This is a genomic window from Pseudomonas sp. HMWF021, assembly GCF_003061005.1.
GTDB lineage: Bacteria > Pseudomonadota > Gammaproteobacteria > Pseudomonadales > Pseudomonadaceae > Aquipseudomonas.
Map to the genome: position 1 here is coordinate 1 of NZ_QAIK01000178.1, position 16,657 is coordinate 16,657.

The window sequence follows — 16,657 nt, forward strand, 5'->3', positions numbered from 1 at the left end:
CTCGCGCAACTGCAAGGCGAACTGCTCGACGCCCTGTGGAAAACCCTCGAAGTCGGCGGCATCCTGCTTTACGCCACCTGCTCGACGCTGCCGACCGAGAACACCGAAGTCATCGCCGCGTTTCTTGAGCGCACGCCCGGTGCCCGCGAACTGGATCTGGCGACCACCGCCGGGATCAAACAGCCTCACGGTCGCCAATTGCTGGCCCAGCAGGGCGGGCATGACGGGTTCTACTACGCCAAGCTGATCAAGATCGCTGCCGCGCGCGGCTAAACGGATTCAATGGAGTGACTGGATGAAAATCATCATCCTCGGTGCGGGGCAGGTCGGCGGTTCGCTGGCTGAACACCTGGCGAGCGAAGCCAACGACATCACCGTGGTCGACACCGACGGCGAACGCCTGCGCGACCTCGGCGACCGTCTCGACATCCGCACCATTCAGGGCCGCGGCTCGCTGCCGTCGGTGCTGCGTCAGGCCGGCGCCGACGATGCCGACATGCTGGTGGCGGTGACCAACAGCGACGAGACCAACATGGTCGCCTGCCAGGTCGCGCACACCCTGTTCCACACCCCGACCAAAATCGCCCGGGTGCGCGAAGCGTCCTACCTCAATCGCGAGGAACAGCTGTTTCAGAACGAAGCGATTCCGGTCGACGTGCTGATCAGCCCCGAGCAAGTGGTGACCAACTACATCAAGCGCCTGATCCAGCATCCGGGCGCGCTGCAAGTGATCGACTTCGCCGAAGGCCAGGCGCAACTGGTGGCGGTGCGCGCCTATTACGGCGGGCCGCTGGTGGGCCAACAACTGCGCCAGTTGCGCGAGCACATGCCGAATGTCGAAACCCGCGTCGCCGCGATCTTTCGCCGCGACCGGCCGATTCTCCCGCAGGGCGATACGGTGATCGAGGCTGACGACGAAGTCTTCTTCATCGCCGCCCGTGAGAATATTCGCGCGGTGATGAGCGAAATGCGCCGTCTGGATGAAACCTACAAACGCATCGTCATCGCCGGTGGCGGGCAGATCGGCGAGCGTCTGGCGGAGGCCATCGAAAGCCGTTATCAGGTAAAGATCATCGAGATGAACCCGGCGCGCTGCCGCTATCTCTCCGACACCCTCGACAGCACCGTGGTGCTGCAGGGCAGCGCATCGGACCGTGATCTGCTGCTGGAAGAGAACATCGCCGACGCCGATATCTTCCTTGCGCTGACCAACGACGACGAAGCCAACATCATGTCGTCGCTGCTGGCCAAACGCTTGGGCGCGAAGAAGGTGATGACGATCATCAACAATCCGGCGTACGTCGACCTGATTCAGGGCGGCGACATCGACATCGCCATCAGCCCGCAACTGGCGACCATCGGCACCTTGCTTGCCCACGTACGGCGTGGCGATATCGTCAGCGTGCACTCACTGCGCCGGGGCGCGGCGGAGGCCATCGAGGCGATTGCCCACGGTGATGCGAAGTCGAGCAAGGTCATCGGCCGGCCGATCGAGAAAATCGGCCTGCCACCGGGCAGCACGATTGGCGCGATCATCCGCAACGAAGAAGTGATCATCGCCCACGACGACACGGTGATCGAAACCGGCGACCATGTGATTCTGTTCCTTGTGGATAAAAAGCATATTCGCGATGTGGAGAAGCTGTTTCATGTGGGTCTCAGCTTCTTCTGATCCTGAATGAGCGGTGCCTTCATTGGCCCCATCGCTGGCAAGCCAGCTCCCACAGGTTTTTCGGTTGTTCACAAATGTGATGTGCCCCCGAGGTCCTTGTGGGAGCTGGCTTGCCAGCGATGGAGGCACCGCAGATCTTTCTGACGCACTAGAAAAGGACTCCACCGATGCTCGAATCCCTGGAAAAAATGCTCGCCAAGGGTGTGGATAACTCCTTGCTGCGCTTCGGCCTGGGCAAGGGTTATCTGGATCTGGGGGAGAACGCCAAGGCCGCCGAGCATTTCCAGCGCTGTGTCGGCTTCGATCCGAAGTACTCGGCGGCGTGGAAGCTATTGGGCAAGGCGCAACTGGCGTTGGGCGATCACGCCGCCGCGCGGCAGGCGTGGGAACAGGGACTGGAGGCTGCCCGCGCCCATGGCGACAAGCAGGCTGAAAAGGAAATGACGGTGTTTCTGAAGAAACTCGACCGTCAGGCGCAATAAGCTAGAGATAACGCAGGCCGATGCCCTCGGCGTCCACCGTCACCACTTCCATCCGCACCCGTGGCGCGCCTGTGGGTAAATCCTGCACCTGGCCATAAACCACCGCGCCCTTGGGCAATGACGCCAGGCGCGGATGCTGCACATAGACCCCGGTGGGCGTCAGATTGCGCGTCTGGCCCAGGCATTCGCCAAAGCTGTCGTGGGTGATCTTGATGCGGAAGGATTTGCGTTGTTCGGACATCTTTGTGCGCCCTTGAGTGAACGAGGTTGTGGATAAGCCGCAGGAGCAAATCAAAAGATCGCAGCCTGCGGCAGCTCCTACGGGTTATCCACAGAGTGTGCCAACTTGCTCAGTACCAGCGCGCTTCGCCCGGTGGACGTTTCTTGAAGCGCTTCATGCTCCACATGTATTGGCTTGGATAGGCGGCAACGTAGCGTTCAACCACTTTGCTCATGGCCGCGCAGGATTCCTCGGTATCGGTGCTGTACATGGCTTCGGGCGCAGCTTCGAGGATCACTTTGTAGCCGGAACCGTCCGGCAGGCGCAGGGCATGCAGGAACACGCCGACCGCTTTGCCGCCGGCGAGCATGTTCGGCACGAATTTGCTGGTCAGTGCCTGAGTGGCGAAGAACGGCACGAAAATCCCGGCGGATTCGGCCGGTTCCGGGTCAGCGGGAATGCCCACTGCACCACCTTTGCGCACTTCTTTGATGACACTGAGGATGCCTTCCTTGGTGGAAGCAGCGACTTTGTTGCCCAGTTGCACGCGTTGCTTGCGCAGCAATTCATCCACCGCCTTGAGCTTCGGCGGGCGGTAGAAAATGATCGGTTTGCACTGGCTGCAATAGAAGTGGTTGAGCACTTCCCAGTTGCCCAAGTGACTGGTGATGCCGACCACGCCTTTGCCCGAGGCCAGCGCCTCCTTGAGGATGTCGAGGCCTTCGACTTCGCGCACCAGATCGATGGAGCGCTGCGCCGGCCAGATCCACGCGCAGGCGCTTTCGGTGAGGGATTTGCCGATATCTTTCAGGCTCTGACCGACCAGACGCTCACGTTCGGCCGGGTCCATCTGTGGAAAACATTTGGAAAGGTTGATCCGCACCACGTCGCGGGAGCGGTTGGGGGTTTTCCACATGATCCAGCCGATCGCCGAACCCACGGCCTGCACGGCCCGCCATGGCAGCAGGGCAAACAGCCGCAGAGCGCCTACCAGCAAGGCGCCTTTAAACTTTTCCACAGGTCACTCCTGATGTTGTGCGGTGCGCGAGGCGGCCATTCTAACCGCCGTTGGCGAGCTGCGCGTAGCGGTCACAGTCCTGGGTGTGATCCATGACCATGCCCGAGGCCTGCATCAGTGCGTAGCAAATGGTCGGGCCGACGAAGGTGAAACCGGCCTTTTTCAGGGCCTTGCTCATCGCCAGCGCTTCGGAGGTGATCGCCGGAACCTCGCTGCGGTCCTTGAAATGATTGATGATCGGTTGGCCGCCGACGAACGACCAGAGGAACGCCACCGGGTCCTCCAGCGCCAGCCAGGCCTGGGCATTGCGCCGGGCGGCATTGAGTTTGAGGCGGTTGCGAATGATGCCGGGATCGAGCATCAGTTCGGCGATTTCCGCGTCGCTCATCTGTGCCACACGCTGCACGTCAAAGCCATACAACACCTCGCGGTAGCGCTCGCGCTTGCGCAGCACGGTGATCCACGACAGCCCGGCCTGGAACCCTTCGAGCAAAAGCAACTCGAACAAACCCTGCGCATCGCGTAGCGGCGTGCCCCACTCCTGATCGTGATAAGCCATGTACAGCGGATCTTCGGTACACCAAAAGCAGCGTGGCATAAGGCTCCAGGGGGTGGAGGTGCGACTGAATCGGGTATACTCCCGCTCTTTAAATCGCAGCCCAAGAAACAGGTGAATTTCGTGAGCCAGCCTACGCCAGCCGTGCGTACCTTCCAAGACTTGATCCTCGCGCTCCAGCAATACTGGGCCGAGCAAGGTTGTGTGGTACTTCAGCCCTACGATATGGAAGTAGGCGCCGGCACTTTCCACACCGCGACATTCCTGCGCGCCATCGGCCCGGAAACCTGGAACGCCGCGTACGTGCAGCCAAGCCGCCGTCCGACTGACGGCCGCTACGGGGAAAACCCGAACCGTCTGCAGCACTACTATCAGTTCCAGGTCGTGCTGAAGCCGAACCCGGACAACTTCCAGGAACTGTACCTGGGCTCGCTCAAGCATGTCGGCCTGGACCCGCTGGTCCACGACATCCGCTTCGTCGAAGACAACTGGGAATCGCCGACCCTCGGCGCCTGGGGTCTGGGCTGGGAAGTCTGGCTCAACGGCATGGAAGTGACTCAGTTCACCTACTTCCAGCAGGCTGGCGGCATCGAGTGCTACCCGGTGACCGGCGAGATCACATACGGTCTGGAGCGTCTGGCCATGTACCTGCAGGGTGTGGATTCGGTCTACGACCTGGTGTGGGCTGACGGCCCGTTCGGCAAGGTGACCTACGGCGACGTGTTCCACCAGAACGAGGTGGAGCAGTCCACCTACAACTTCGAACACGCCAACGTCGACAAACTGTTCGAACTGTTCGACTTCTATGAAAGCGAAGCCAAGCGCCTGATCGAACTCGACCAGCCGCTGCCGTTGCCAAGCTACGAAATGGTGTTGAAGGCCTCGCACACCTTCAACCTGCTGGATGCGCGCCGGGCGATCTCGGTGACCGCGCGTCAGCAATACATTCTGCGCGTACGCACCCTGGCGCGTTCCGTTGCGCAAGCCTACCTGCTGGCTCGCGCCAAGCTGGGCTTCCCGATGGCGACCCCGGACCTGCGTGACGAAGTACTGGCCAAGCTGGAGGCTGCACAATGAGTGCGCAAGATTTTCTGGTTGAACTGGGCACCGAAGAACTGCCGCCAAAAGCCCTGAACACCCTGGCTGAAGCGTTCCTCGCCGGTATCGACAAGGGCCTGCAAGCTGCCGGCCTGAGCTACGAAAGCAAAACCGTCTATGCCGCGCCGCGTCGTCTGGCCGTGCTGATCACCGCGCTGGCCACCCAGCAGCCGGATCGCAGCATCAACCTCGACGGCCCGCCGCGTCAGGCTGCCTTCGATGCCGAAGGCAACCCGACCCAGGCAGCCCTGGGCTTCGCCAAGAAGTGCGGCGTCGAGCTGAGCGAAATCGACCAGAGCGGTCCGAAACTGCGCTACAGCCAGAACATCGCCGGCAAGCCGACCGCGAGCCTGCTGCCGACCATCGTCGAAGATTCGCTGAACGACCTGCCGATCCCGAAACGCATGCGTTGGGGTGCGCGCAAGGAAGAGTTCGTGCGTCCGACCCAGTGGCTGGTGATGCTGCTCGGTGACCAGGTCATCGACTGCACCATCCTTGCGCAGAAGGCCGGTCGTGACTCCCGTGGTCACCGCTTCCACCACCCGGAAAGCGTGCGCATCGGTTCGCCGGCCAGCTACCTGGCCGACCTGCGTGCTGCCTATGTTCTGGCCGATGCCAACGAGCGTCGCGAGATCATCAGCAAGCGCACCGAAGAACTGGCGACCCGTCAGGAGGGCACGGCGATCGTGCCGCCGGCGCTGCTCGATGAAGTGACCGCACTGGTTGAATGGCCGGTGCCACTGGTGTGCTCGTTCGAGGAACGTTTCCTCGACGTGCCGCAGGAAGCGCTGATCACCACCATGCAGGACAACCAGAAGTACTTCTGCCTGCTGGACGCCGACGGCAAGTTGCTGCCACGGTTCATCACCGTCGCCAACATCGAATCCAAAGACCCGCAGCAGATCATCGCCGGTAACGAGAAAGTGGTTCGCCCACGCCTGACCGACGCCGAGTTCTTCTTCAAGCAAGACAAGAAGCAGAAACTCGAAGACTTCAACCTGCGCCTGCAGAACGTGGTGTTCCAGGAAAAACTCGGCAGCGTCTACGACAAGGCCGAGCGCGTTTCCAGACTGGCCGCATACATCGCCGCACGCATTGGCGGCAACGCTTCGTGGGCGGCCCGCGCCGGCCTGCTGTCGAAGTGTGACCTGGCGACCGAAATGGTCGGCGAGTTCCCGGAGATGCAAGGTGTCGCCGGCTACTACTACGCCCTCAATGACGGCGAGCCGGAAGACGTTGCGCTGGCGCTGAACGAGCAGTACATGCCACGCGGTGCCGGTGCTGAACTGCCGGCGACCCTGACCGGTGCAGCCGTTGCGATCGCCGACAAGCTCGACACCCTGGTCGGTATCTTCGGTATCGGCATGCTGCCGACCGGCAGCAAGGACCCGTATGCCCTGCGCCGTGCGGCACTGGGTGTGCTGCGTATCCTGATCGAGAAACAACTGGATCTGGATCTGAACGACGCCGTGGCTTTCGCCGTGACGGCGTTCGGTGCCAAGGTCAAGGCTGCCGGTCTGAACGATTCGGTACTGGAATTCATCTTCGACCGCCTGCGTGCGCGTTACGAAGACGAAGGCGTCGATGTCGCCACTTATCTGTCGGTTCGTGCCCTGAAGCCGGGTTCGGCGCTGGACTTCGACCAGCGCGTGCAAGCGGTGCAGGCCTTCCGTAAATTGCCGGAAGCGGCAGCGCTGGCGGCAGTGAACAAGCGTGTGTCGAACCTGCTGAGCAAGGTTGAAGGCTCGGTGCCGACCGACGTCCAGGCCAAATATTTTGACAATGCCAACGAGTTCTCGCTGTACTCGGCGATCCAGCAAGCGGATCAGGCGGTGCAGCCAATGGCAGCGGCGCGTCAGTACAACGAATCGCTGGCGCGCCTGGCGGCATTGCGCGAGCCGGTGGACGCGTTCTTCGACGCGGTGATGGTCAATGCCGAAGACGCCAATGTGCGGGCCAACCGCTACGCGCTGCTGGCGCGTCTGCGTGGCCTGTTCCTCGGGGTTGCCGACATTTCGCTGCTGGGTTGAGGGACTGCTGTTGAAACTGCTGATACTCGATCGGGACGGAGTGATCAATTACGACTCCGACGCTTACATCAAGTCGGTGGAGGAGTGGATTCCGCTGCCGGGCTCGATCGAGGCGATTGCGCAGTTGAGCAAGGCCGGCTGGACGGTGGCGGTCGCCACCAACCAGTCGGGCATTGCTCGCGGCTATTACGACCTCGCCACCCTCGACGCCATGCACGCGCGCCTGCGCACGCTGGTGGCGGAGCAGGGCGGTGAAGTCGGGCTGATCGTGTACTGCCCGCATGGGCCGGACGAGGGTTGCGACTGCCGCAAGCCGAAACCGGGGATGTTGAAAACCATCGCGCAGCATTACAACGTCGCGCTGACGAATGTCTGGTTCGTCGGCGACAGTCTTGGTGACCTGGAGGCCGCCAAAGCCGTCGATTCACAGCCCGTTTTGGTAAAGACCGGGAAAGGCGAAAAAACTCTGGGCAAGACCCTTCCGGTCGGTACCCTGATTTTTGACGATCTGGCGGCGATTGCCGCAGAATTTATCCACAACTAGAGTGCTTCTGAAGTTCCTGACCAGGGATTGATCGGGAGTGCGCTTGAACAGTCGGGCATTGCCCGTAACGGTAAACGTCGCCATGTCGATACTGCAGGCCATCAGAATTTTTCTCTTTTACCTGCTGCTGGGCACCACTGCCTTGCTGTGGTGCAGCCTGAGCTTTTTTATCGCGCCCTTTCTGCCGTTCAAGGCGCGTTATCGTTTCATCAACGTGTACTGGTGCCGTTGCGCCTTGTGGTTGACCAAGGTGTTTCTCGGCATTCGTTACGAAGTCAAAGGCGCGGAAAACGTGCCGGACCGGCCCTGCGTGATTCAGTCGAATCACCAGAGCACCTGGGAGACATTCTTTCTCTCCGCTTATTTCTCGCCCTTGAGTCAGGTGCTCAAGCGTGAATTGCTGTACGTGCCGTTTTTCGGCTGGGCCATGGCCATGCTGCGGCCAATCGCGATTGACCGCGACAACCCGAAAGCCGCGCTCAAGCAAGTGGCGGCCAAAGGCGATGAGTTGCTCAAGGACAACGTCTGGGTCTTGATCTTCCCTGAAGGCACCCGCGTTCCTCACGGCACCATTGGCAAGTTCTCCCGCAGTGGCAGCGCGTTGGCGGTGAATGCGGCGCTTCCGGTACTGCCGATTGCACACAATGCCGGCAAATTCTGGCCAAAAATCGGCTGGGGCAAGACGCCGGGCGTGATCACCGTAGTCATCGGCGAGCCAATGTATGCCGAAGGCACTGGCCCGCGCGCCATCGCCGAGCTGAATGACCGGGTACAAGCATGGAACGAGCAGACTCAGCGCGAAATGGGTTCGCTGCCACCAGCACCGCAGGCACCTGCCGCGAATGATCAGGTGGCTGTCTGAGATTTTGTGGATAACCTGTGTACGGTTTTGTTGAAAAAGCCTGAATATTGAAAGTAACCGATTGATTTACTTATATATTTCTCAAGCTCATAAAACACCGTAAAAGGTGCATAAGTTTTTTTCGGAAGTAAAAAAACCGGCTCATATAGCCGGTTTTTTTGTGCCTGTTCACTCCGCAATCAGCGGTAGCCGGAGCCTGAACGTCGTGCCCTGATTGACGATGCTATGACATTCGATGCTGCCACCATGATGATCGACCACCGCCTTGACCATCGACAGCCCCAGACCGACGCCATCGATTCCCTGCGCCGATGAAAAGCGTCGGTACTGAGTGAACAGGTCCGGCAGTTCTGCGGCGGCAATGCCTTTACCCTGATCGGTCAACTCACAGCATAACCAATCGGCCTGGCAACTGACCCTCAACGCGATTGTGGTATCCGCCGGGCTGTACTTGATCGCGTTCTCCAGCAGATTGAACAACGCGCGGGTCAACAATCCCTGATCGGCGTTGATCAGGCGCTCTTGCGATTGCTCGTCCATCTCATGACGCAGTTTGATGTTTTTCTGCTGGGCGATAGGCAGCGCCTGATCCAGCACGTCCAGCACCAGCATCGCAAACAGACTGGGCTGGAATTGGTAAGCCTCGGATTCCGCCCGCGCCAGCAACACGAAACCGTCAGTCAGTTCCAGCGCGCGGCGCACCTGGCGCTCGATCTGCTCGAACAACGGCGAATCCGCCCCGGCTTGATGGCGATGCACGTCAAGCAAGGCGAGGATTGCCGAATGCGGAGCACGCAAATCGTGGGAGAGGAAACGCAGCAGAACCCCGCGCTGTTCTTCGGCGGCACGTTCGGCACTCAGGTCGGTGAGGCTCAGCAGCCAGCCGATGGGTGTATCGCCGTCCACCGGCAGCAAAGCCGCGCGTTCAAGACGCAGGCTGCGCTCCTTGTGATCGCGAAACTCGAGCAGGGTCAGGGCTGATAACGAGGGACGCGGTTCTGTGGATAATTCCGGATAACCGAGACGGGCCAGTTGCTCGAGCACATCGTCGCCGACCAACGGGTGATCGAACAACACGCGGGCCTTGCGATTGCCCAGCAGAATCTGCCCCTTGGGATCGCTGATCAGCGTCGCCACCGGCAGGTATTCCAGTCCGTCAGCGATAAAACGCCGGGTATCGCGCGTGCGACTCATGGCTTGTTCCAGCGCCATGATCTGGCCCTGCAACTGGTCGGCGCTGGTGAATCGCGCGCGGCGCCGTTCCGGGAATACCTTTGGTTCGCGGTCCAGCCGCGCCAGCTCCCAGCCAAAGTACGTCAGCACTACGCTCAAGCGCCGCCAGTTCCAGATAAGGTAACCGAACAACATCCCGAGCGCCGCAGGGGTCGGTGACCACCAGTAGCGGATTTCTGCCAGCCCGGCACTGGTCAGCAGCACGCAGGCCACACCACCCAAAGTGACCCAAATCGCCCACCGCGGGCGCCACAGTAGCCATCCGAGGACGCCCGCGACCAGAACCACCGAGAGTAATGCGCTTAAACCCGGTGTCAGATCGTGCAAGTTGATCTGGGCGCGATACGACAACAAGGCGGTCAGCGGCAACAGCACTAGACTTATCCACAACCACTCGCGCACCAGACGCCGAAACAGGCGCTGAACCTGACTCGGCTCGCGGCTTTCACGCCGACGCGGACTATTCATGGCAAACAGGCGGGGGGGGCAGTGAATGGTTTCATGGACCACAGGTCTGAGACGTAGATCCGAAGAATCATAGCGGACGTCGACCGATGATGGACGGCTTACTTTTACCGCACAGGCCAGACCGTTATGGTTGTCGGCCACTGCCCAAGCAACAAGGAACCCACGCGTATGCGCGTTGCGATACTGGACGATGAACCCGTCGAACTGCGCCGGGTCGAGCAAACCCTGCAGCAGATGGCTGAGGTGGGAGACCAGCCGTGGTCGCTGCACAGCTTTGAAAGGGGTGAGGACCTGCTGCGCCAATTGCGTCGGGACACCTTCGATCTGCTGATCCTCGACTGGCAACTGCCCGACCTGACCGGCCTGGCCCTGCTGCGCTGGACCCGCGAACACATGGAATCGCCGCCCGCCGCGATCATGTTGACCAGTCGCGATGGCGAAAGCGACATCGTTCAGGCCCTGAACGCCGGTGCCGACGATTACGTCAGCAAACCGTTCCGCCCCAATGAGTTGAAAGCACGAGTCGCCGCCGTACTGCGCCGGCATAGCCAGCAACGCAGTAGCGCCGCCGACGTGCTGAGCTTCAATGATCTGACGTTCGACGATGCGGAACTGAGCGTCACCCGTGAGGGCAGGGCAGTCGTCATGACCGAGCGTGAATACCGCCTGGCGCGCTGCCTGTTCAGTAACCTGGGACGGCCATTATCGCGGGAGTATTTATACGAACGCTTCTGGCCGCATGAAGAAGTGGCATCGTCTCGGCCGCTGGATACGCACATCTATCGCCTGCGTAACAAACTGGGGCTGACGGCGGATCGAGGTTGGCAGTTGTTGACGATTTACGGGTATGGGTATCGATTGGAAAGTGTCACGGCAGCGTCCGAGTGATAATCAACAGGTCGCCGCCAGCGCGGCGTCTGCAGGTAATCAATGCAGGTGCTGCGCAGGCTTTCGTTCTGCCCCATAAAAAGGCCACCGCTGACAGAAATTCGATCTTCTATGTGCGCTCGCCGGTGGGGATTACAAAGCAAATGAGAAAAACCTGCCGGACTCGCCGGGTGGATGGGCCATCGCGACACTGGCTCAAACTCCATCCTTCAACAACCAGGAATGACATGACGTAATCAATGAGACTGAACGCGTTTCGGCTGACGCCAGGTGGAATACAAGAACACGACCGCCAACAGGGTGAAGGGTACGGCGATCACAGGAGCAAATCCTGAGACTACGTAACCCGCTGATCCGCCTACTCCAATTGCCAATGCAAGAAAGAAGTAGTCACTTTTTTTATGGGTGTCTCGGATGATAAGTTTGAGCATCTTAATTTCCGCGAATAGTTGAACATCGTGATACTTGGCGAACCGGATTGTTTAGCGGTAGGTCAGTCAGGGATTTCGTCGGATGTAGCAAAGCCTTCCGCAATCACCGAAGTGTAGAAGAACTTTTAGACTATTGATGTTTTCAGAAAGCGTATTGAAAGACCTGAGGCTGTCGAAATCCGCAGGTCAATTCATATTTCTAACTTCAGCATTACAGGCAACGGTGCCAGGACTGCGACGTAGTATCAGATGTAATTTTTAATCCGATTGTTATCTACCAAAGATAACTACGTCTTTACGCCGCCCGTTAAATCAAATCTCTATCCCTTGAGCGGCACCAGCGCGCCGGTGATACTCCAAATGCCTTTTTGAAATGCTTGGTCATGTGGCTTTGATCAAAAAAGCCTGCCTCCACCGAAGCTTCCACTAGCGTTTTACCGGCAAAAATTGCTGCTTTCACTCGGTCCAAACGTCGCATCGTCAAATAGCGGTGAGGGCTGGTGCCGAAATAAACCCGATAATCTTTGGACAGGCTCCACTTGTCTCGACCGGTGCACTCAGCCAGGTCGTCCAGGCTGACAGGCTGCTGCAGGTTATCGTTCATATACTCACGCGCTCTGTCAGCAGCGGTGAAGCAATTGGCACCGGTAGCGGCACGTTCACCACATACGGCCTGCAGCGTGGTGAAGAGTTGAAAGATGGCGTCGTCTTCCTCCAGCGGATCAAGAGGATCATCCAGCGCAGAAAGTATGTTGTCAGTTGCAGCTGCAAACCGGGGATCATTGGAAATGCCTCCCTTCAGGAAGGGCAAGGGTTTACCGTGCAGCACCTGCTGAGCCAGCTCCGGAGTGATATACAACATCCGATAACGAAAACCCGAATCGCTGCCGGCATGGCCGTCGTGCTCTTCATCTGGATGCAGGACGAGGGTTTCCCCTGGCAAGCTGTTCCGGTTCTCCCCTCGATAGCGAAAGCTTTGCACGCCCGAAAGTGTCCGGCCAATGGCATAGGTGTCATGCCGATGCGGGTCAAAACCGTGCGCGCTGAAAAATGCTTCCAGTCGCTCGAGTTTTGAGGTGTGAGGCGAATGTCGTACCCAATCCTTCGGGGATGGAAGCTCAATCATGGCCGACTCACCTGGCTTCTGAATATTCCTGACATAGTGCTGATCCTTAGCTAGATGGTCTAACGTCTGTCAATTGGCAGGATAATAAGCATTCCCAGCTTTCAAGAAGCTAGCACCGCGTTCCCTTTTTTTGAAGAGCTGACTGCTCTCCAATCCAGAACTTTCATCTAGGGTATGAGTACTATGGATCCAGTCGTGTGTCGACTTTCCAACAACTCGTGTGCTCGTTCGGCTTGCGAAAGCGACAAGGTTGCACCTACTTGAACCTTGATCCCTTCTCGCACGCATTGGAAAAACTCCTGCGCATAGCTTCGCAATTCCGCAGAATCGCTGATGTAGTCGAACAGGATGGGACGACTGACTGTAAGTGATCCCGCCCGTGCCAGCTGCGCCAATGCCACATTTTCAACCGGCCCCGATGAGTTGCCAAAACTGATGAGGTGTCCGCACGCAGCAGTGGCATTCAGTGAGGCTTGCCAGGTAGCACGCCCGACGGAGTCGTAGACGAATTTCACCCCCTTTGCGCCTGTTAGCTGCCGTGTCTGGGCGGCGACGTCGTCTGTAGCGAGAATCGTCGCCCATGCTCCTGCCGAACGCGCCAACTCGGCCTTGGCTTCAGTTGAGACGACTCCGATCAGGCGGATACCTTTGCGCCTGGCGTACTGGCATGCCAGTAGACCCACGCCGCCAGCCGCGGCATGAAAAAGAACCGTATCGCCGCTTTTCGGCTGACTGACCCGATTGAATAAGCAAATCGTTGTGAGGCCTTTCAGCAATCCGCCGGCGGCGGTTTTGAAACTGATATCGTCTGGCAGGTGAACGAGCCGGCCTTGATCCACACAGTGTTGCGTAGCATATGCACCCAGTGACGATTGAACGTAAGCAACCCTGTCGCCAATCCGGAATTGCGTCACATCCTCTGCGCATTCGATCACTGTGCCAGCCCCCTCGGTCCCCAATCCCGAAGGCAACGCTGGAGGGGGATACAAGCCGGAACGAAAATAGGTGTCGATGAAATTCACACCAATCGCGTGATTTCGGATTCTTACCTGCCCCGGTCCTAACGGGTTGATCGCTAACGACTGGTGCTCAAGTACGGAAGGGGAGCCGTGGGAACGAAAGATCACTCTCATCGCGTCGTCAGTTTTCATTTTAATGCCGAGCAGGTCAGGTAGATGGAAAAGGACAGCAGGCAAAGCCCGATCAGCTTGGGTACCCAGAGCTGCATGGCGTGACTTGGAGCTGTCCGCACGACCTGTCCCAGCCAGGCCCAGGCGAGCCCGATCGGTACCACGATGAGGACGAAAGACAGCAGTGCCCAGCTGTAGAGTTCCGCAGTTCCATAAACTTCCCGTGGGAACACCGCAGAAGCAAACAGTAGCGCCTTGGGGTTGAGCAGCGTCGCGGTCAACAGCGATCTGGAACTTACTGCCGGGCGCCGGGACTCACTTGCCAGCAGTTTCGTTGAGGCAATGCGCACGGCCAGGTAAGCCAGATAAGCCGCGCACAGTATCTTCACTGCTGTACCGATGCCCGGATACCGAGCGGACAAGGCTATGAGTACGAAGCCCCAAGCGCTGATTGCAATGCTGTAGCCAAAAGCTTCAGTGGCGATCAGCGGCAACGTTTTGGCTGGGCCACAGGTATAACCGGATGTCATCAGCAAGGTGTTGGTAGGGCCAGGCATCATCAGAATCAACGATGCACCCGTGGTGATGTTGAGAAACACGTTAATGAAATCCATTTCAAAGGCGATCCAGTCGAATTACAAGGCGATAAAATCTCGCAGGCTGTCCATGACTTCCGGCAGGTTTTGACGAACGAAAAAGTGATCGCCGGGGAACACTTGGTGGAAACAATGTCCCGTGGTCTTGCCAGACCATGCCTGTAGACCGGAAATCGGCACAGAAGGGTCGGCATCGCCGCCGATCGCGAGAACCGGTATTGAAACCGGATCAGCGTCAGCGAGATTTATGCTTTCAGAAAGCGCGAAGTCGCTGCGCAAGGTCCTCAGAGCGATCGCACGCAAACCCGGGTTAGCCGCAACTTCATCGGGAAGACCACCGAGCCCCATGATGTACGCCATGAACTGCTCATCGTTCATGGTTGATGAGCGCAATCGATGTGCGGGAGCTGCCGAGCTCGCACAGGCCGTAAGCGAAACTATCCGCGCATTGGGATAGAGAGAATCGCAGTAAGTCGCGAATTTATGCGCGATGCCAGCACCCAGGCTGTAACCAAAGAGGTGCAAAGGCAGATCGAACAGGTCGCTGGCAGCGTGCACCAATGGCGGCAAAAGATCATTGATATCCGTGATGAACGACTCGCCAAAACGTGCTTCCCGTCCCGGCAGTTGAATCGCGCATACTTCAACTTTCGGACCCAGCATTGCTTGCCAGTCTCTATAGAACGAGGCGCTGCCGCCGCCGAACGGAAAACACAGCAATCGACTGTGAGCTGCCGGCTGGACAGTTCTCTGCAGCCATCTGGTCGAGGTTGGGTTACGCATCGTTCGCCTCGACCGGCCGCTCGAAATAGTCGTTTCCATTCGCGGTCAACCAGTCGCGGCGCGGTGGCGTAAACACATCGAGGTCGATCGTGTCCTCCAGGCACTCCGCTGCGTGCGGTACATTGGCTGGAAAGTGCAATACGTCCCCCGCACACAATGTTGTGCTCTGTTCCATCTGCAGCCCGTGTGTGAAGCGGATTTTGCCTTTGAGGATATAGGTCATCTGTTCATTGGGATGGCTGTGATGCTTGACGACGGCACCGGCCTTCATCGTCAGCTTGACCATCATCAGCTCATCACCGCTGACAATCTGCCGGACTATCAAGTCGCCCAATTGCTCTCGCGGGACGCTATCCCAATTGATCACAGGCTGTTGCTCGCGCATATCAGAGTCCTTGAGCATGAACGTAGAAGTCGTAGAGCATGAAAGCCGCGCAGATCGCCAGAGCGATACCCATCAGCCGATTGAAGAAATTGAAGTAGGACTCTTTGGTGATGCGCTTGCCCAGAACAGCGCCCAGCAGCGAATAGATACCAGGGGCTCCTGCACCGCCCAGTGCGATCATGGTGGATACCACCGCGATACTGGCACCCGTGACATGGGCAGCCGGGAACATCACCGTCGTGATGGGCAGAACCACCATCATCCCTTTTGGATTCAACGCCTGGATCAGAAAGCCGTTCCAGAATGTCAGTGGTTTGTCCGCCGACTGCGTCTCCTCGGTCTTGCCGGGCAGAACCACTTTTGAAGTGAAGACCTTGAACGCCAGGTACAAGGTATAAAGCCCGCCGATGAGCGCCAGGTAGGGCAGTACGGAGCGAGAAATCAGCGCCTCGCCGGTGTAACCAAAAACGAGGAATAACGCGAACATCGCGCAGCCTACGCCGATGAAGAATCCGACCGTGCGGCGAAACTGTCCGGTGAGTCCGGCATTCAGGCCCATCACATTGACCGGGCCGGGGCTGTACATGACGCTGAATGCGTACAGAAAAATTTCCATGTCGTGATCTCCTGTTTCAGGCGGATTTGAGGCCAAATGTGGAAAGAATCGATGTGTAGGCAGACTGGTCAACTACTTCATCGTTGGCGACCATCTGTTTCTGCCATTGGTAAAAGGTACGGAAGGCCGAGACCGGATCGCCTTGGGTCAGCGCGGCGGTCACTTGAGCGGGTGGCAATGCACCGTTCTCCCCCAGGCGAGCCGAGAGCTTCTGGCAACCACTGAGGAAACTGTCGATCTGGTCGATCAGGGCCTTGCGGATCACTAGCACCTTCTCGGGCTCTTCCCCCACCAGAAGCGCAAGATCCACCGCTGGATCGCCTTCACTACGGCTACCGGCATACTCGACGGACTCGAGCAGCGTCAAAGGAACAAAAGCCTCTAATCCACCCAAATCGAAGATCAGCCCGGCAAGCACACCGATATTCTTCTTTTGGATTGCCGCGTCGACTTGCAGATGATCCGGGCGATGCGCAACCGTGGTCACCGCCGCGTGAAAGCTCGGGCTGAAATCCACCC

At 58.7% G+C, this 16,657-nt stretch carries 19 protein-coding genes and 1 pseudogene; 8 read left to right on the top strand and 12 right to left on the bottom strand.

Annotated features, from left to right (window positions below):
- The 3 genes and pseudogenes from DBR18_RS25390 to DBR18_RS25400 form a co-directional block, all read left to right on the top strand.
- Positions 1-273, top strand: a pseudogene (locus DBR18_RS25390) (16S rRNA (cytosine(967)-C(5))-methyltransferase); the annotation flags it as partial.
- Between the two features lie 22 nt (positions 274-295).
- The gene (trkA, locus tag DBR18_RS25395; protein WP_003220233.1) at positions 296-1,672 is read left to right on the top strand and encodes a Trk system potassium transporter TrkA; all 1,377 of its coding nucleotides are present in this window, start codon (positions 296-298) and stop codon (positions 1,670-1,672) included.
- Between the two features lie 167 nt (positions 1,673-1,839).
- Positions 1,840-2,154, top strand: coding sequence for a tetratricopeptide repeat protein (locus tag DBR18_RS25400; protein WP_027610275.1), 315 nt, complete (start codon positions 1,840-1,842; stop codon positions 2,152-2,154).
- A 1-nt stretch (position 2,155) separates the two neighbouring features.
- Here DBR18_RS25400 and DBR18_RS25405 read toward each other — a convergent pair whose 3' ends face one another.
- From DBR18_RS25405 to tag, 3 genes are all read right to left on the bottom strand, one after another.
- Positions 2,156-2,395, bottom strand: coding sequence for a pilus assembly protein PilZ (locus tag DBR18_RS25405; protein WP_108592377.1), 240 nt, complete (start codon positions 2,393-2,395; stop codon positions 2,156-2,158).
- 109 nt (positions 2,396-2,504) lie between these two features.
- The gene (locus DBR18_RS25410) at positions 2,505-3,392 is read right to left on the bottom strand and encodes a lysophospholipid acyltransferase (RefSeq protein ID WP_041073613.1); all 888 of its coding nucleotides are present in this window, start codon (positions 3,390-3,392) and stop codon (positions 2,505-2,507) included.
- A 40-nt stretch (positions 3,393-3,432) separates the two neighbouring features.
- Entirely contained in the window at positions 3,433-3,990 is a 558-nt protein-coding gene (gene tag / locus DBR18_RS25415; protein ID WP_108592378.1) for a DNA-3-methyladenine glycosylase I, read from the bottom strand.
- Positions 3,991-4,071: 81 nt separating this feature from the next.
- On the opposite strand from tag, the gene glyQ reads away from it, so the two are divergent.
- From glyQ to DBR18_RS25435, 4 genes are all read left to right on the top strand, one after another.
- Positions 4,072-5,025, top strand: a complete 954-nt coding sequence (gene glyQ, locus DBR18_RS25420) for a glycine--tRNA ligase subunit alpha (protein WP_003187265.1) — start codon at positions 4,072-4,074, stop codon at positions 5,023-5,025.
- Positions 5,022-7,076 (top strand): glycine--tRNA ligase subunit beta, encoded by a 2,055-nt coding sequence (gene glyS / locus DBR18_RS25425; RefSeq protein ID WP_108592379.1) that lies wholly within the window; start codon positions 5,022-5,024, stop codon positions 7,074-7,076. The genes glyQ and glyS overlap by 4 nt, the downstream gene beginning before the upstream one ends.
- Before the next feature lie 4 nt (positions 7,077-7,080).
- Complete coding sequence (gene gmhB, locus DBR18_RS25430; RefSeq protein ID WP_177482437.1) at positions 7,081-7,620, top strand: D-glycero-beta-D-manno-heptose 1,7-bisphosphate 7-phosphatase; 540 nt, start codon at positions 7,081-7,083, stop codon at positions 7,618-7,620.
- Between the two features lie 82 nt (positions 7,621-7,702).
- Positions 7,703-8,482 (top strand): 1-acyl-sn-glycerol-3-phosphate acyltransferase, encoded by a 780-nt coding sequence (locus DBR18_RS25435; protein ID WP_108592381.1) that lies wholly within the window; start codon positions 7,703-7,705, stop codon positions 8,480-8,482.
- A 168-nt stretch (positions 8,483-8,650) separates the two neighbouring features.
- Here the strand turns inward: DBR18_RS25435 and DBR18_RS25440 are convergent, their stop codons facing one another.
- Positions 8,651-10,183 (bottom strand): HAMP domain-containing sensor histidine kinase, encoded by a 1,533-nt coding sequence (locus tag DBR18_RS25440; protein WP_108592382.1) that lies wholly within the window; start codon positions 10,181-10,183, stop codon positions 8,651-8,653.
- A gap of 168 nt (positions 10,184-10,351) precedes the next feature.
- Between DBR18_RS25440 and DBR18_RS25445 the strand changes: the two genes are divergently transcribed.
- A complete protein-coding gene (locus tag DBR18_RS25445; RefSeq protein ID WP_108592383.1) occupies positions 10,352-11,071 on the top strand; it encodes a response regulator transcription factor in 720 nt (239 codons plus the stop codon).
- 236 nt (positions 11,072-11,307) lie between these two features.
- On the opposite strand, the gene DBR18_RS28190 is transcribed toward DBR18_RS25445, so the two are convergent.
- From DBR18_RS28190 to DBR18_RS28300, 8 genes are all read right to left on the bottom strand, one after another.
- The gene (locus DBR18_RS28190; protein ID WP_146188796.1) at positions 11,308-11,502 is read right to left on the bottom strand and encodes a hypothetical protein; all 195 of its coding nucleotides are present in this window, start codon (positions 11,500-11,502) and stop codon (positions 11,308-11,310) included.
- Positions 11,503-11,809: 307 nt separating this feature from the next.
- Complete coding sequence (locus DBR18_RS25450; protein WP_108592384.1) at positions 11,810-12,628, bottom strand: AraC family transcriptional regulator; 819 nt, start codon at positions 12,626-12,628, stop codon at positions 11,810-11,812.
- A 167-nt stretch (positions 12,629-12,795) separates the two neighbouring features.
- Positions 12,796-13,779 (bottom strand): quinone oxidoreductase, encoded by a 984-nt coding sequence (locus DBR18_RS25455; RefSeq protein ID WP_108592385.1) that lies wholly within the window; start codon positions 13,777-13,779, stop codon positions 12,796-12,798.
- On the bottom strand, positions 13,776-14,372 hold the full coding sequence (locus DBR18_RS25460; RefSeq protein ID WP_108592386.1) for a LysE family translocator: 597 nt from the start codon (positions 14,370-14,372) through the stop codon (positions 13,776-13,778). Before DBR18_RS25460 ends, DBR18_RS25455 begins: the two co-directional genes overlap by 4 nt.
- 21 nt (positions 14,373-14,393) lie before the next feature.
- Positions 14,394-15,137 (bottom strand): thioesterase II family protein, encoded by a 744-nt coding sequence (locus tag DBR18_RS25465; RefSeq protein ID WP_158275063.1) that lies wholly within the window; start codon positions 15,135-15,137, stop codon positions 14,394-14,396.
- Positions 15,130-15,522, bottom strand: coding sequence for a cupin domain-containing protein (locus DBR18_RS25470; RefSeq protein WP_108592388.1), 393 nt, complete (start codon positions 15,520-15,522; stop codon positions 15,130-15,132). Before DBR18_RS25470 ends, DBR18_RS25465 begins: the two co-directional genes overlap by 8 nt.
- A gap of 1 nt (position 15,523) precedes the next feature.
- Complete coding sequence (locus DBR18_RS25475) at positions 15,524-16,138, bottom strand: LysE family translocator (protein WP_108592389.1); 615 nt, start codon at positions 16,136-16,138, stop codon at positions 15,524-15,526.
- 16 nt (positions 16,139-16,154) lie between these two features.
- A partial coding sequence (locus DBR18_RS28300) for a hypothetical protein (protein ID WP_158275064.1) occupies positions 16,155-16,657 on the bottom strand: 503 nt, incomplete at its 5' end.